This is a genomic window from Streptomyces sp. NPDC050704, from assembly GCF_040654355.1.
Classification (GTDB): Bacteria; Actinomycetota; Actinomycetes; order Streptomycetales; family Streptomycetaceae; genus Streptomyces.
Genome location: NZ_JBFAHW010000180.1, coordinates 1 through 14,143, shown reverse-complemented (window position 1 = coordinate 14,143; position 14,143 = coordinate 1). Strand labels below are relative to the sequence as shown.

The following is a 14,143-nucleotide window of genomic DNA, read 5'->3' as shown; positions in this document are numbered from 1 at the left end:
GCCGCCTTCGCCGTGCTCTCCTTCACCGGCTCCTGGAAGACCCTGGAGCCGGGCACGGCCACGCTGCTCGACTACCGGGCCCCGTCCGCGTCGAGGTGGTGTTACTCCGAGGTGGGGTTACGCCGAGGTGGCGTTACTCGGACGGCGCCCAGTAGTCGAGCAGCGTGGCCGTGCCCGGCTCCAGGGTCTTCCAGGAGCCGGTGAAGGAGAGCACGGCGAAGGCGGCGGCGGGGAAGCCGCGGCGGCTCATCCGCTCCTGCACGTCGCCCTCGGACTGCCCGGCCAGGATGTCGGCGAGACCCTGCACGCCGGGGTTGTGGCCGATCAGGAGCGCGTTCTGCGCGTCGTCCGGGGTTTCGTTGAGTACGGCGATCAGCTCACCGGGCGATGCCTCGTAGAGCCGCTCCTCGTAGACCGTTTTCGGCCGGTGCGGGAACTCCTGGACGGCGAGTTTCCAGGTCTCGCGGGTCCGGGCCGCGGTGGAGCAGAGAGCCAGATCGAAGGGGATGCCGGTGTCGGCCAGCTTGCGTCCGGCGACGGCGGCGTCCTTGCGGCCCCGCTCAGCGAGCGGCCGCTCATGGTCGGGCACCTCTGGCCAGTCGGCTTTCGCATGCCGGAAAAGGACAATCCTGCGGGGTTCTGCGACGCTCATGGGTCCCAGCTTCGCATGAAACACGCCACGGGGCGCAGGGAGTTGAGTCGCTGCCTCGGCATGGGTTACAGAGGGCTCAGGAGCCCTGGTGGAGCACCATGTCCTGGATGCGCTCGAAGAGCTGCCCGACCGCGGGGTCGCCGCTCGCCGCCTGGGCGTCCGCGGGGTTGAGTATCAGCAACAGCAGCGTGACGAAGGCCAGCGCGGGGAGGGCGACGGCCCACCAGGGCAGCCGGGTCTCCACGCCGCCCCTGGTCGCCGGGTGGGGCTGGGTGTGCGTAGGGGCCGACATGCCGCCTCCGTGGGTCTTCGGTGGTCCGTGGTCCGCGTCCTCGCGGTCACACTTCGAAGGTACGGAAGCCGGAGCCCTCAACCCATCCGGTGATCCACCCACTTGACCCTGACACTCACCCCCTAGGGGATGGTGGGGCTAGCCCCACCATCGCGCCCCGAACGGGTCAGGGCGAGGCGATCGTCGCGATGACGCCGATGATCACGAAGATGGCGAGGAACGCGCCGAAGACGAGGAGCATCTTCTTCTGGCCGTTCTGGGGGTTCGGATCGAGCACGGGCATACGGCTAGTCTCGCACCCCTCGCCCGCCCCCTCACCGGTGGGGTCGGCTCACCGGCGAGGCCACCGGCTAGGTCACCGACGGAGTCACAGCGCGGCCTCGGCCTCGCCCTCGACCGTACGGTCGCGCCCCGCCATGACACCCACCACGATCTGCGGGAGCATCAGCCCCGCCATGAGCGCGATCGGCAGCCCCCAGCCGCCGCTGTGCTGGTAGAGCACGCCCACCAGGAGTGGGCCGGGGATCGAGATCAGGTAGCCGGCACTCTGTGCGAATGCCGACAGCTGTGCGACCCCCGCGCCCGTCCTGGCCCGCATGCCGACCATCGTGAGGGCCAGCGGGAACGCGCAGTTGGAGACGCCGAGCAGCAGCGCCCACGCCCAGGCGCCGCCCGCCGGGGCGAAGTAGAGCCCCGCGTACCCGACGAGACCGCAGCTGCCGAGGGCGACCACGATCGGCCCCTGGTGGGGCAGCCGGGCGGCCAGCCGCGGGATGACGAACGCCAGTGGTACGCCCATCACCATGGTGACGGCGAGCAGCAGTCCGGCCGTGCCCGCCGGGACGCCCGCGTCCCGGAAGATCTGCGGCATCCAGCCCATCGTGATGTACGCGGCGGTGGCCTGCAGTCCGAAGAAGACGGCGAGCGCCCAGGCCGTACGGCTCCGGGTGATCCGCAGCGTGGCGGGCTCCTGACGTGCCTCCCGACGTGCCTCCTGACGTGCCGAGGAAGCCGAGGCCGAGGCCGGGGCAGGAGCCGGAGCGGGGCGCGTGTCGGCGGACAAGGCCGTCCCCCGGGCCCGTACGAGGGGGATCCACGGCAGTACGGCGACGGCGGCGAGCCCCGCCCAGACGGCCAGGCCCGACTGCCAGTCGCCGCCCAGCGCCCGGGTCACGGGCACGGTGACGGCGGCCGCGGCGGCGGTGCCGAGCGCGAGGGCCATGGAGTAGAGGCCGGTCATCGGGCCGACCCGGTCCGGGAACCAGCGCTTGACGATCACCGGCATCAGGACGTTGCTGACCGCGATGCCCATGAGCGCGAGGGCGCTGGCGGCGAGGAATCCGGCCGTGTTCCCGGCGAAGGGCCGGATCGCCAGTCCCGCCGCGATCGCCACCATGCCGGCGCACACCACGACGCCCGGTCCGAAGCGGCGGGCCAGGCGCGGTGCCGTCACGCCGAAGACGGCGAAGCAGAGCGGCGGTACGGAGGTGAGCAGCCCGGCGACGCTGCCGCTCATGCCGAGTCCGTCGCGCACCTCTTCGAGGAGGGCGCCGAGGCTGGTGATGGCGGGGCGCAGGTTGAGGGCCGTGAGGACGATGCCGACGATCACCAGACGCGTCATCCACGCGCGCGTGGCGGGCGCCCGGGGGTCCGCGTCCTGGGCAGAGCTTCGTATCGGTGTGGACATCGTCGTCCGGGTTTCCTCGCCAGTCATGAACGTCATCATAGAATCATGGGATGATTGGTTGTCCAACCCCCTGGTGCACAATTCCCTGACATGCATCCCGTGACACGCATCCCGGTGCACCCCTGGCGCGAAGGACCGTCATGACCCTGAGCCACCCCCGCCGATCGGGGCTGTCCGAGCAGGTCATCGCCGAGCTGCGCAAGCAGATCACCTCGGGCGAGTGGCCGGTGGGTTCGCGCATCCCCACCGAGCCGGAGCTCGTCGAGCAGCTGAGGGTCGCCCGCAACACGGTCCGGGAGGCCGTGCGCGCGCTCGCGCACAACGGTCTGCTCGACATCCGGCAGGGCTCGGGCACCTACGTCGTGGCAACCAGCGAGCTGGCGGGCGTGATGCACCGCCGCTTCGCCGACGCCGATCCGCGGCACGTCGCCGAGCTGCGCTCCATCCTGGAGTCGAGCGCCGCGAAGCTGGCCGCCGAGCGCCGCACCGAGCGTGATCTCAAGCAGCTGGACGCGCTCCTGGTACGCCGTGAGGAGGCCTGGGAGTCGGGCGACGCGGAGGCCTTCGTGACCGCCGACACGACCTTTCACCTCGCCGTGGTGGCCGCGTCCCACAACGACGTCATGACGGCGATGTACGCGGACCTGGGCGAGGTCGTGCGGGACTGGCTGCGCGAGGACGTGGGCGAGGAGCTGACGCCCGAGACGTACATGGACCACGCACGTCTGGTGGACGCGATCCGCGCGGGCGACGCGGCAGCCGCCGCCGCGGAGGCGGCGGGCTATCCGTTCCTGTGCCGTCCGGGGCGGTTCGGTGAGAAGGGGTCCGGCGTCACCTCTGGTGACTGACCCGGGCAGTCACCTCTGGTGACTGACCCAGGCCGAGCGGACTTCCTTCCAGCAGCGGCCGGTGAGCCGCACGGTCTGCGCGGGTCCCGCCTCGACCGGGGTCAGGTCGCTGTCGATGTCCCACCACCGGTCGCACTCGACGTGCAGGCCGACGCGGTCGGTCTCCGGATACGGGTTGTGGCAGTACGCCGTCACGTACGAACCGTCGACCGAGGTCCGGCACGCCGCCCCGAAGGGCCTGTCGACGGGCACACGCGCGTGGGGCACCGTTTTCGCGGTGTACGAGGCCGCGTCGCAGGGCAGCGCGAGCAGGAGGGTCAGGGCGGCCAGCAGCGGAGCGAAGCTCGTGGGCGAGCGCACAAGGGACCTCCTCGGCCGTGCTGGGGAGGGCATCTCGGGAGGGGAACTCCTACTCCAGAGTGGGTGGTTACCCCCTTCCCCGCCCGGCCGGTGGGGCCGAACGGGTGACGCCCCGCTCCCCGCGCGCTGCGGGGGAACGGGGCGTCATGAACGTACGGCGTCATGAACGTACGGCGTCCTGGACGTACGGCGTCCTGAGCGTGGAACCGCGAAGCGTCACGCCCCGATCGCGTGCAGACCGCCGTCCACGTGGATGATCTCGCCGGTGGTCTTCGGGAACCAGTCGCTGAGCAGGGCGACGATGCCGCGGCCGGCCGGATCCGGGTCCTTGAGGTCCCACTCCAGGGGCGAACGGCTGTCCCACACCGCTGCCAGATCGCTGAAGCCGGGGATGGACTTGGCGGCCATGGAGCCGATGGGGCCCGCGGAGATCAGGTTGCAGCGGATGTTCTGCTTGCCCAGGTCGCGCGCCATGTAGCGGCTGGTGGCCTCCAGGGCGGCCTTGGCCGGGCCCATCCAGTCGTACTGCGGCCAGGCGTACTGCGCGTCGAAGGTGAGGCCGACGACCGAGCCGCCGTTCTGCATCAGCGGCAGGCAGGCCATCGTCAGCGACTTCAGGGAGAACGCCGAGATGTGCATGGCCGTGGCGACCGACTCGAACGGCGTGTTGAGGAAGTTGCCGCCGAGGGCGTCCTGCGGAGCGAAGCCGATGGAGTGCACGACGCCGTCCAGGCCGCCCAGCTCCTCGCCGACCAGGTCGGCCAGCCGCGCGAGGTGCTCGTCGTTGCTGACGTCGAGCTCGATGACCTTGGCGGGCTTGGGGAGCTTCTTCGCGATGCGCTCGGTCAGCGTGGGCCGCGGGAACGCCGTCAGGATGATCTCGGCGCCCTGCTCCTGGGCCAGCTTGGCGGCGTGGAAGGCGATGGAGGACTCCATCAGCACACCGCTGATCAGGATGCGCTTGCCCTCGAGAATTCCGCTCATGATCAGTGACCCATTCCCAGTCCGCCGTCAACCGGGATGACGGCTCCAGTGATGTACGAGGCGTCGTCCGAGGCGAGGAACCGCACCGCCGCGGCGATCTCCTCGGGCTGCGCGTACCGGCCGAGCGGCACCTGCTTCACGATGCCCTGGCGCTGCTCGTCGGTGAGCACCTTGGTCATGTCGGTGTCCACGAAGCCGGGCGCGACGACATTGAAGGTGATGTTGCGCGAGCCGAGCTCACGGGCGAGCGAGCGCGCGAAGCCGACCAGGCCGGCCTTGGACGCGGCGTAGTTCGCCTGGCCCGGCGAGCCCATCAGGCCGACGACCGAGGAGATCAGCACGACACGGCCCTTCTTGGCCCGCAGCATGGCGCGGTTGGCGCGCTTCACGACCCGGAAGGCGCCCGTCAGGTTGGTGTCCACGACGGACGTGAAATCGTCCTCGGACATCCGCATCAGCAGCTGGTCCTTGGTGACGCCGGCGTTGGCGACCAGCACCTCGACCGGGCCGTGCTCGGCCTCGATCTCCTTGTAGGCCTGCTCCACCTGATCACTGTCGGTGATGTCGCACTTGACGGCCAGGAACCCTTCTTCCCGAAGGGCCCCGGGCTCACCCGAGCGGTACGTGATCGCGACCTTGTCGCCCGCGTCGGCGAAAGCGCGGGCGATGGCGAGGCCGATGCCCCGGTTTCCTCCGGTGACGAGAACCGAGCGGCTCAACGGATCACCCTTTCGATAGCCGGTCTGGTACCTCAAAAACCTATCGGTACCGTCCCCCTTACGGAGAATCGGGCACCGACAGTGGCACCCGCCGCCTCCTGTCGGGTCTCTACAGTCGGCACGGTCGACGCACCCCGGTCAGCCCGCGCGTCGGCCTGTATCTCTCCAACTGTCTCCACAGCCGTTCACGTCTTCACCCGATCAAGCCGACGCGGGGTTCCCGCAGCACTTCTTGTACTTGCGCTCCGAGCCGCACCAGCAGGGGGCGTTGCGAGGCGGGGGCCACGCCTCGGCTCTGCCGGCACGGGCGAGCTCCGCGGCGTACGCGGATCGCGTCGACGGCGCGTCAGGGGTGAGGCCCGCCTGCTGTGCATGCGCTTCGAGGTCCTGCACGTCGCCGCGGCCGGTGGAGAGATGCGTCGCGCCTTCCTCCGACAGCCGCCGCAGGGTCTGCTCCACCTGTCGCAGATGACCGGCGTGGTCGGCGCCGTAGGCGTCCGCGGACGCCGGCCAGGACGACAGGAGCTCCTCGAAGTCGTCCGCCGCCCAGAACAGCGCACAGGTCGTAACGGGCCGGGCCCGGGCGGCGCGGTGCGCCTCGGCCTCCTCCTGCACGGCCTTGATCTCGGCCTCCATCATCTCCGGATCGTTCTCCCAGGTGGCGCGCTGCCTCCTCGGATCATGCAGTTCGTCCAGCGGGCGTGCCGCGCCGAACAGGTGCGCCCGGCCCTCGTGCAGCCGGTCGGCGAGGTCGTCGCAGTCGTCGTGGGGCTCGCCGAGCAGTCTGCGCACCCGATGGCGCCCGATGACGAGCTGCTCGATCTCCGTCGCGTGCTCGGCTCCCCGCACCGACTCCGGAGTGAGCGGAGCACTCGGGCCGAGCGCGTGCGTCAGCCCCGCGGTGAACCACTCCATGGCCGCCCGGAGCTCGTCCTTCGACTCCAGCAGTTCGCCCATGTACCGCCAAAGGTCGGGGTCCTTGGGGTGGCGCGTCCTCAGATCGGCGATCGACTCCCGCGCCTCGTCCGCCCGGCCCAGATCCCAGAGCGCCGAGGCCCGGTACGCCGCGACCATCTCCGGCTCCTCGCAGCCTTCGTCGAGCAGCCGGTCGTAGATGGCGAGCGCCCGCTGGAACTCCTCGGCCAGCGCCCATTCGCTCGCGGCCTCCAGCAGGGTCTCCTCGCGGTACTCCGGATACTGGTCGGCCGACTCCTCCATCGCGGTGGCGGCTTCCGCGCCTGAGGCGTAGAAGCGGGAGGAGTCGGGCTGGGGCGAAAGCTCGCCGGGTGCCGATGCCTTCGGCTTCGGCTTCGGCTTCGTGGAGTGGCGCTTGCTGGACATGGAATTCACGCTAGTGCGGCCCGAGTCGGACCCGCCGGGGAACGGCATGGGATCACCCGCCCCGGTGACACGACGCGGCCGCTCATGCCGCTCCCGGCTTTCGCCGTTCCGCCTGGCTGCCAGCCGGATTTCACGTGTGCGGCGAGCGCGGGACATGTTTCACTGCGGTCTGGCGATTCGATGGTTCGAGCAGGCCGGACCCGACGGTCAGGACGAAGGGAAATCCACCCGTGCCCCATGAAATCGATCAGTCATTCCTGGCACTGCCGCTCAGGGCCTTGGCCGACGCCGCCCTCGCCCGCGCGCGTGCCCTGGGCGCCGATCATGCGGACTTCCGGTTCGAGCGGGTGCGCGGCGCGGCCTGGCGGCTGCGGGACGCGAAGCCCGCGGGATCGTCGGACTCGACCGACCTGGGGTACGCGGTGCGGGTGGTGCACGGCGGCACCTGGGGGTTCGCGTCCGGCGTGGACCTGACGATGGACGCGGCGGCGAAGGTCGCCTCGCAGGCCGTGGCGATGGCGAAGCTCTCCGCCCAGGTGATCAAGGCGGCCGGTTCCGACGAGCGCGTGGAGCTGGCCGACGAGCCGGTGCACGCCGAACAGACCTGGATCTCCTCGTACGAGATCGACCCCTTCTCCGTGCCGGACGAGGAGAAGACCGGGCTGCTCACCGACTGGAGCGCGCGACTGCTCGCGGCGGACGGCGTCAGTCACGTGGACGCCTCGCTGCTGACGGTGCACGAGAACAAGTTCTACGCGGACACGGCGGGGACGGTGACCACGCAGCAGCGGGTCCGTCTGCATCCCCAGCTGACCGCCGTCGCCGTCGACGAGTCGAGCGGCGAGTTCGACTCGATGCGCACCATCGCGCCGCCCGTCGGACGCGGCTGGGAGTACCTGCAGGGCACCGGCTGGGACTGGGAGGGCGAGCTCGGACGGATTCCGGAACTGCTCGCCGAGAAAATGCGGGCGCCGAGCGTCGAGGCGGGGGTGTACGACCTCGTCGTCGACCCGTCCAACCTGTGGCTGACCATCCACGAGTCCATCGGGCACGCCACCGAGCTGGACCGCGCGCTCGGCTACGAGGCCGCGTACGCCGGGACTTCGTTCGCCACCTTCGACCAGCTGGGCAAGCTGAAGTACGGCTCCGAGCTGATGAACGTCACCGGTGACCGCACCGCCGAGCACGGGCTCGCGACCATCGGGTACGACGACGAGGGGGTCGAGGGCCAGTCCTGGGACCTCGTCAAGGACGGGACCCTGGTCGGCTACCAGCTGGACCGCAGGATCGCCCGGCTGACCGGCTTCGAGCGGTCCAACGGCTGCGCGTACGCCGACTCCCCCGGCCATGTCCCCGTACAGCGGATGGCGAACGTGTCGCTCCAGGCGGATCCGGGCGGGCTGTCCACCGAGGATCTGATCGGCGGGGTCGACCGCGGGATCTACGTCGTCGGCGACCGGTCCTGGTCGATCGACATGCAGCGCTACAACTTCCAGTTCACCGGGCAGCGGTTCTTCAGGATCGAGAACGGGCGGATCACGGGCCAGCTGCGGGATGTCGCGTACCAGGCGACGACCACCGACTTCTGGGGTTCGATGGCGGCGGTGGGCGGCCCGCAGACGTATGTCCTGGGCGGTGCCTTCAACTGCGGCAAGGCCCAGCCGGGCCAGGTCGCGGCGGTCTCGCACGGCTGCCCGTCGGCCCTCTTCAAGGGCGTCAACATTCTGAACACCACGCAGGAGGCCGGTCGATGACCACGACGAACAAGCCGCACGAGATCGTCGAGCGCGCCCTCGAACTGTCCCGGGCCGACGGCTGCGTCGTGATCGCCGACGAGCAGTCGACCGCGAACCTGCGCTGGGCGGGCAACGCGCTGACCACGAACGGCGTCACGCGCGGGCGCACGCTGACCGTCATCGCGACCGTCGACGGCCGGGAGGGCACCGCCTCCGGGGTCGTCTCGCGGTCGGCCGTGACCCCCGAGGAGCTGGAGCCGCTGGTGCGGGCCGCCGAGGCCGCCGCGCGCGGCGCGAGCCCGGCCGAGGACGCACAGCCGCTCGTCGAGGGTGTGCCCGCCTCCCCCGACTTCACGGACTCGCCCACCGAGACCTCGTCCGCCGTCTTCGCGGACTTCGCGCCGGCGCTCGGCGAATCGTTCGCACGCGCGCGTGCGGGCGGACGAGAGCTGTACGGCTTCGCCAACCACGAGCTCGTCACGAGCTACCTCGGTACGTCGACAGGGCTGCGGCTGCGTCACGACCAGCCCAACGGGACGCTGGAGCTGAACGCCAAGTCCCCGGACCGTACGCGTTCGGCGTGGGCCGGGCGGTCGACGCGGGACTTCAAGGACGTGGACCCGGCGGCGCTCGACGCGGAGCTTGCCAAGCGGCTCGGCTGGGCCGAGCGGCGGGTCGAGCTGCCCGCGGGGCGGTACGAGACACTGCTGCCGCCGACCGCCGTCGCGGACCTGCTGATCTACCAGATGTGGTCGGCGGCGGCCCGGGACGCGGCCGAGGGCCGGACGGTGTTCAGCAAGCCCGGCGGCGGTACCCGCGTCGGCGAGAAGCTCACCGATCTGCCGCTGACGCTGCGCAGCGACCCGAACGAGCCGGGGCTCGAAAGCGCCCCCTTCGTGCTCACGCACTCCTCCGGGGACGACGCGTCGGTGTTCGACAACGGACTGCCCCTCCGGGCCACCGAGTGGGTCCGCGCGGGCGAGCTCGCGCACCTCACGAGCACCCGGCACAGCGCGGGCCTGACCGGTCTGCCGGTGGCCCCGGGGATCGGCAACCTGATCCTCGACGGCGGCGCGGACACGTCCCTGGAGGAGATGGTCGCGGCCACCGAGCGGGGTCTGCTGCTGACCTGTCTCTGGTACATCCGCGAGGTCGATCCGGCGACGCTGCTGCTGACCGGGCTGACCCGGGACGGCGTCTACCTCGTCGAGAACGGCGAGGTGGCCGGCGAGGTGAACAACTTCCGGTTCAACGAGTCGCCGGTGGATCTGCTGGGGCGGGCGGTCGAGGCAGGCCGGACGGAGAAGACGCTGCCGCGTGAGTGGAGCGACTGGTTCACCAGGGCCGCGATGCCCGCCCTGCGGGTGCCGGATTTCAATATGAGCTCTGTCAGTCAGGGCGTATAACCTCGTAGCTGACCGACCCGAACGGGTCTGCGCAGATTCCGAGGAGACAAGAGAACCGTGACGGACATCGTCGACGAGCTGAAGTGGCGCGGGCTGTTCGCCCTGTCCACCGACGAGGACGCTTTGCGCAAGGCGCTCGCGGACGGTCCCGTCACGTTCTATTGCGGCTTCGACCCGACGGCGGCCAGTCTCCACGTCGGCCACCTGGTGCAGGTGCTCACCATGCGGCGCCTCCAGCAGGCGGGCCTGCGTCCGCTGGCCCTGGTGGGCGGGGCGACCGGCCAGATCGGCGACCCGCGCCCGACGGCGGAGCGCACGCTGAACGACCCGGAGACGGTCGCCAACTGGGTCACCCGGCTGCGCGGGCAGATCGAGCCGTTCCTGTCCTTCGAGGGCGAGAACGCCGCAGTGATGGTGAACAACCTGGACTGGACGGCCGGTCTGTCGGCCATCGAGTTCCTCCGGGACATCGGCAAGCACTTCCGCGTCAACAAGATGCTCACGAAGGACTCGGTCGCCCGGCGCCTGGAGTCCCAGGAGGGCATCAGCTACACGGAGTTCAGTTACCAGCTGCTCCAGGGCATGGACTTCCTGGAGCTGTACCGGAGGTACGGCTGCACGCTCCAGCAGGGCGGCAGCGACCAGTGGGGCAACCTCACGGCGGGCCTGGACCTCATCCACCGCCTGGAGCCGGACGCCTCGGTGCACTGCGTCGCGACGCCGCTGATGGTCAAGTCGGACGGCACCAAGTTCGGCAAGACCGAGGGCGGCGCCGTCTGGCTCGACCCGGAGATGACGACGCCGTACGCGTTCTACCAGTTCTGGCTGAACGTGGACGACCGGGACGTCTCGACGTACCTGCGGATCCTGTCCTTCAAGTCCCGTGCGGAACTGGAGGAGCTGGAGAAGCTCACCGAGGAGCGCCCCCAGGCCCGTACCGCCCAGCGCACGCTCGCCGAGGAGCTGACGACCCTGGTGCACGGCGCCGACCAGACGGCCGCCGTGATCGCCGCGTCGAAGGCCCTTTTCGGCCAGGGTGAGCTGGGTGAACTCGACGAGAAGACGCTGGCCGCGGCCCTCTCCGAGGTGCCGCACGTCCAGGTCTCGGAGCTCGGCCCCGTGGTCGACCTCCTCGCCGGGGTCGGCCTGGTCGCCAGCAAGTCGGCCGCGCGCCGCACGGTCAAGGAGGGCGGCGCGTACGTGAACAACGTGAAGGTCGCCGGCGAGGACGCGGTTCCCGCCGAGGAGGACCTGTTGCACGGGCGGTGGCTGGTGCTGCGGCGGGGCAAGAAGAACCTGGCGGCGGTGGAGGTCATCGGTTCGTGACGCTCACGAAGGGGGTGGGTTCCTGATCAGGAACCCACCCCCTTCGTCGTACGTTCAAGCGCGCTCTCTGCGGCCCCGTACCGCCGAGTACAGCATGTCGCCGACGAAGACGATGACGACCGCGGCCGCGAGCTGGAGGCCGTGGCGGCCCCAGTCGACGCCGTTCGTCTCGTCGATCCCCATGCCGCGGGCCATCGCGTTGCCCACGACGGCGCCGATGATCCCGAAGATCGTGGTCAGCCAGAGCGGGCTGTGCTGCTTGCCCGGAATGATCGCCTTGGCCAGCAGGCCCAGTACGAACCCGACGATGATCGCCCACAACCAGCCCATGGCTGCCTCCTATACGGCTCTACGCGAGCATTTCGCCCAGTCTCGGCCCGCCTGTCATACGGCGCATGTCGGGCACGGCCATACGCGGTACGGCGCAGCCGTACCCGTCCGGACAGGACCCGACCCGGTCTCGTGGACGGCCGGGCCGCGGCGTAACGTGGTGGTTGTACGCGCCCGGTTTCCTCACCCGGTGCGGACCGGGTACGGGCCGGGGAGCGTCCGATACAGGCGGGTGGTGGAACGTGATGCGGAAGCAGAGCAACACCGAGGTCTTCCGGATCACCGGAGCCAGGCAGGGGCTCGCCGACGACGTACGCGGCAGGCAGCGCCGCTACGTCATCTCGATGTCCGTCCGCACGGTCGCGGTGATCCTCGCGGCCACCCTGTGGAACGTCGAACGGCACGTCGCCGTCGTGGCCTTGGTGCTCGGCATCCTGCTCCCCTACGTCGCCGTGGTGATCGCCAACGCGGGCCGGGAGAACGCACCCTCGCTGCCGTCCACCTTCGTGACCGCGCCCACCCCTCCGATGCTGGCGGCACCCGGTCCTGGCGACCCCGCGGAATCCGTCCCGGAAGACGTCACGGCCGATCCCGGTGCCGGTCTGCGGGACGAACCGCACGAGCCGACCCGACCGCACAGCTGATCGCGGACCCGACCACGGACGATCCTCCGAGTGCCGGGTTGAAGGGCGTACCAAGCTCAAGAAAAGCTCAGATCAATCATGTTGTTCCGGTGCCGGGCGGCGGGTTACCCGTGACATACTTCGTACGCGCTCCGCATCCCCCGTCGGAGCGACAGACCGACGCCGGGCAGCTCCCCCCGTGGCTGCTCGGCGTCGCCTTTTCTCCGGCCCGCGTTAGGGTCGGGGACGTGATTCTGAACGTTCCCGGCTCCGAACCGTCCGCCCCCGACTCCCCTGTCTGCTCGGCGAAAGCCTGCCGGGCCGACGCCGTGTGGGTGCTCGCCTGGAACAACCCGAAGCTGCACACGCCGGAGCGCCGCAAAACCTGGCTCGCCTGCGAGGAACACCGCGAGCACCTGTCCCAGTTCCTGGGCGTACGCGGCTTCCTGAAGGACGTGGTGCGCTTGGAGGACTGGGAGTCTCCGGAGAACTGAGCACAACGTTCTGACACGCGTCCACGAGAGCGCCCCTTCAGGGGCGCGGGGAACTGCGCGACCAGCCCCCACCGGCCCGCACTCTCACGCCGACCTGGAAACGCTCAGCCACCGATCGCCGACATAGGCCGATCGGGCTGAACGAACGACGGGTCGTCCAGACCGGCCCCCGCCTTCTTCCCCCACATCGCGAGCCGCCAGATCCGGGCGACCTCCTCGTCGGGCGCGTCCGAGCGCAGCGCGGCCCTCAGGTCGGTCTCCTCCTGTGCGAACAGGCACGTGCGGACCTGGCCGTCGGCCGTCAGCCGCGTACGGTCGCAGGCCGAGCAGAACGGGCGGGTGACCGAGGCGATCACACCGACCCGGTGCGGGCCGCCGTCGACGAGCCAGCGCTCGGCGGGGGCCGAGCCGCGCTTCTCGGAGCCTTCCTCGGTGAGCTCGAAGCGGGTACGCAGCGAGGTGAGGATGTCGCCCGCGGTGACCATCCCCTCCCGCTTCCAGCCATGCTGTGCGTCGAGCGGCATCTGTTCGATGAACCGCAGCTCGTAGTCGTTCTCCACGGCCCAGGCGAGGAGGTCCGGGGCCTCGTTCTCGTTCAGCCCCGGCATCAGCACCGAGTTGACCTTCACCGGGTTCAGGCCGGCGTCCCGGGCGGCTTCGAGGCCGTCGAGGACGTCCTGGTGACGGTCGCGGCGGGTGAGGGTCTTGAAGACGTCCGGGCGGAGGGTGTCCAGCGAGACGTTGACCCGGTCCAGGCCCGCCGCCTTCAGGGCGGTCGCGGTGCGCTTGAGACCGATGCCGTTGGTGGTGAGGGACATCTGGGGGCGGGGCTCCAGGGCGGCCACCCGCTCCACGATGCCGACGAGGCCGGGGCGCAGCAGGGGCTCGCCACCGGTGAAGCGGACCTCGGTGATGCCCAGCCGGGTCACGGCTATGTCGATGAGGCGGACGATCTCGTCGTCCGTCAGCAGATCGGGTTTGGCCAGCCACTGCAGGCCTTCCTCCGGCATGCAGTACGTACACCGCAGATTGCAGCGGTCGGTCAGCGAGACACGCAGGTCAGTGGCCACTCGGCCGTAGGTGTCGATGAGCACGTGGGCCCCCTCCCTCGATACGGACCGCGATACGGGCATCGATACGGACCTCGATGCGGGTCGGACTGCTCCGAGCGATCAGCCCGACCGATACCAGCGAGCCTACGTGACAGGTCCGACAACGAGGGCGGACATGATCCCACGAGACGCCGAGCGGCCGCGTCGTAGGGAAGGAGAACATGATGTCGTCGCCCGCCGTCCTGTACAGCTTCGCGGTGCCGGTCAGCGCGGCGGCCTCGCGCCGGCGCTCC

16 protein-coding genes and 1 pseudogene are annotated in these 14,143 nt (G+C 70.3%); 7 read left to right on the top strand and 10 right to left on the bottom strand.

Annotation, left to right across the window (positions count from 1 at the left end; genetic code table 11):
* Window positions 1–87 (top strand): annotated as a pseudogene (locus AB0I18_RS48825) (phosphohistidine phosphatase); the annotation flags it as partial.
* Window positions 88–133: 46 nt separating this feature from the next.
* On the opposite strand, the gene AB0I18_RS48820 reads toward AB0I18_RS48825, so the two are convergent.
* The 4 genes from AB0I18_RS48820 to AB0I18_RS48805 form a co-directional block, all read right to left on the bottom strand.
* The gene (locus AB0I18_RS48820) at window positions 134–652 is read right to left on the bottom strand and encodes a histidine phosphatase family protein (protein WP_363112309.1); all 519 of its coding nucleotides are present in this window, start codon (window positions 650–652) and stop codon (window positions 134–136) included.
* A gap of 76 nt (window positions 653–728) precedes the next feature.
* Entirely contained in the window at window positions 729–944 is a 216-nt protein-coding gene (locus AB0I18_RS48815; protein ID WP_363112308.1) for a hypothetical protein, read from the bottom strand.
* 166 nt (window positions 945–1,110) lie between these two features.
* Window positions 1,111–1,227, bottom strand: coding sequence for an SGM_5486 family transporter-associated protein (locus AB0I18_RS48810; RefSeq protein WP_363112307.1), 117 nt, complete (start codon window positions 1,225–1,227; stop codon window positions 1,111–1,113).
* 84 nt (window positions 1,228–1,311) lie between these two features.
* On the bottom strand, window positions 1,312–2,670 hold the full coding sequence (locus AB0I18_RS48805; protein WP_363112306.1) for a CynX/NimT family MFS transporter: 1,359 nt from the start codon (window positions 2,668–2,670) through the stop codon (window positions 1,312–1,314).
* 101 nt (window positions 2,671–2,771) lie between these two features.
* Here AB0I18_RS48805 and AB0I18_RS48800 point away from each other — a divergent pair, with 101 nt between their 5' ends.
* Window positions 2,772–3,479: a FadR/GntR family transcriptional regulator gene (locus AB0I18_RS48800; protein ID WP_363112305.1), complete on the top strand. Its 708-nt coding sequence runs from the start codon at window positions 2,772–2,774 to the stop codon at window positions 3,477–3,479.
* Between the two features lie 9 nt (window positions 3,480–3,488).
* Here the strand turns inward: AB0I18_RS48800 and AB0I18_RS48795 are convergent, their stop codons facing one another.
* From AB0I18_RS48795 to AB0I18_RS48780, 4 genes are all read right to left on the bottom strand, one after another.
* The gene (locus tag AB0I18_RS48795; RefSeq protein ID WP_363112304.1) at window positions 3,489–3,839 is read right to left on the bottom strand and encodes a hypothetical protein; all 351 of its coding nucleotides are present in this window, start codon (window positions 3,837–3,839) and stop codon (window positions 3,489–3,491) included.
* 216 nt (window positions 3,840–4,055) lie between these two features.
* Window positions 4,056–4,823 carry an enoyl-ACP reductase FabI gene (fabI, locus tag AB0I18_RS48790; protein WP_363112303.1) on the bottom strand — a complete coding sequence of 256 codons (768 nt, stop codon included), beginning with the start codon at window positions 4,821–4,823 and terminating at the stop codon, window positions 4,056–4,058.
* A gap of 2 nt (window positions 4,824–4,825) precedes the next feature.
* Window positions 4,826–5,542 carry a 3-oxoacyl-[acyl-carrier-protein] reductase gene (gene fabG / locus AB0I18_RS48785; RefSeq protein WP_363112302.1) on the bottom strand — a complete coding sequence of 239 codons (717 nt, stop codon included), beginning with the start codon at window positions 5,540–5,542 and terminating at the stop codon, window positions 4,826–4,828.
* A 201-nt stretch (window positions 5,543–5,743) separates the two neighbouring features.
* Window positions 5,744–6,883, bottom strand: a complete 1,140-nt coding sequence (locus AB0I18_RS48780) for an SEC-C metal-binding domain-containing protein (protein WP_363112301.1) — start codon at window positions 6,881–6,883, stop codon at window positions 5,744–5,746.
* Window positions 6,884–7,113: 230 nt separating this feature from the next.
* Between AB0I18_RS48780 and AB0I18_RS48775 the strand changes: the two genes are divergently transcribed.
* Genes AB0I18_RS48775 through tyrS form a run of 3 tightly spaced genes read left to right on the top strand, consistent with a single transcriptional unit; the run spans window position 7,114 to window position 11,351 of the window.
* Window positions 7,114–8,637, top strand: a complete 1,524-nt coding sequence (locus AB0I18_RS48775) for a TldD/PmbA family protein (protein WP_363112300.1) — start codon at window positions 7,114–7,116, stop codon at window positions 8,635–8,637.
* Window positions 8,634–10,025: a metallopeptidase TldD-related protein gene (locus AB0I18_RS48770; protein ID WP_363112299.1), complete on the top strand. Its 1,392-nt coding sequence runs from the start codon at window positions 8,634–8,636 to the stop codon at window positions 10,023–10,025. The genes AB0I18_RS48775 and AB0I18_RS48770 overlap by 4 nt, the downstream gene beginning before the upstream one ends.
* Before the next feature lie 57 nt (window positions 10,026–10,082).
* Window positions 10,083–11,351, top strand: a complete 1,269-nt coding sequence (gene tyrS, locus AB0I18_RS48765) for a tyrosine--tRNA ligase (protein ID WP_363112298.1) — start codon at window positions 10,083–10,085, stop codon at window positions 11,349–11,351.
* A gap of 54 nt (window positions 11,352–11,405) precedes the next feature.
* Here tyrS and AB0I18_RS48760 read toward each other — a convergent pair whose 3' ends face one another.
* On the bottom strand, window positions 11,406–11,681 hold the full coding sequence (locus tag AB0I18_RS48760) for a GlsB/YeaQ/YmgE family stress response membrane protein (RefSeq protein ID WP_363112297.1): 276 nt from the start codon (window positions 11,679–11,681) through the stop codon (window positions 11,406–11,408).
* Window positions 11,682–11,926: 245 nt separating this feature from the next.
* Between AB0I18_RS48760 and AB0I18_RS48755 the strand changes: the two genes are divergently transcribed.
* Together AB0I18_RS48755 and AB0I18_RS48750 are read left to right on the top strand one after the other, a co-directional pair.
* Window positions 11,927–12,325, top strand: coding sequence for a DUF3099 domain-containing protein (locus AB0I18_RS48755; RefSeq protein WP_363112296.1), 399 nt, complete (start codon window positions 11,927–11,929; stop codon window positions 12,323–12,325).
* Window positions 12,326–12,552: 227 nt separating this feature from the next.
* Window positions 12,553–12,798 carry a hypothetical protein gene (locus tag AB0I18_RS48750; RefSeq protein WP_363112295.1) on the top strand — a complete coding sequence of 82 codons (246 nt, stop codon included), beginning with the start codon at window positions 12,553–12,555 and terminating at the stop codon, window positions 12,796–12,798.
* A gap of 104 nt (window positions 12,799–12,902) precedes the next feature.
* Here the strand turns inward: AB0I18_RS48750 and moaA are convergent, their stop codons facing one another.
* Window positions 12,903–13,892 (bottom strand): GTP 3',8-cyclase MoaA, encoded by a 990-nt coding sequence (gene moaA / locus AB0I18_RS48745; RefSeq protein WP_363112294.1) that lies wholly within the window; start codon window positions 13,890–13,892, stop codon window positions 12,903–12,905.
* Window positions 13,893–14,143 lie beyond the last annotated feature (251 nt).